The organism is Roseibium sp. RKSG952, from assembly GCF_009711355.1.
This window is the reverse complement of the sequence record NZ_SMMF01000042.1, coordinates 1-219: the sequence shown is the minus strand read 5'-3', so window position 1 is coordinate 219 and position 219 is coordinate 1. Positions and strand designations below refer to the sequence as shown.

At 57.1% G+C, this 219-nt stretch carries 1 protein-coding gene; it reads right to left on the bottom strand.

Going from position 1 to position 219, the window contains the following annotated elements; translation table 11 throughout:
• Positions 1 to 173: DUF4116 domain-containing protein (locus E1297_RS00105; protein WP_244327572.1), on the bottom strand; the 173-nt coding region annotated here is incomplete at its 3' end.
• Positions 174 to 219 lie beyond the last annotated feature (46 nt).

Here is a 219-nt window from a genome sequence, read left to right as displayed (position 1 = left end):
AGCTCAGGTGTATGGAAGACTTTCGGAACATGGCGCAACGTTAAGCCCTGTCGCCTCACTGCTTCGAGGCACAGCTCCCGCGTCTGGAGGGCGTCCGGCACATAATGCAACGCCTCTCCGTTTTGCCTCACCGCCTTGAGGCACAACTCCTTAGTCTGAAGGGCATCCGGCATATATTTCAATGCCCATCCGTGTTGCCTCACCGCCTCAAGGCACATC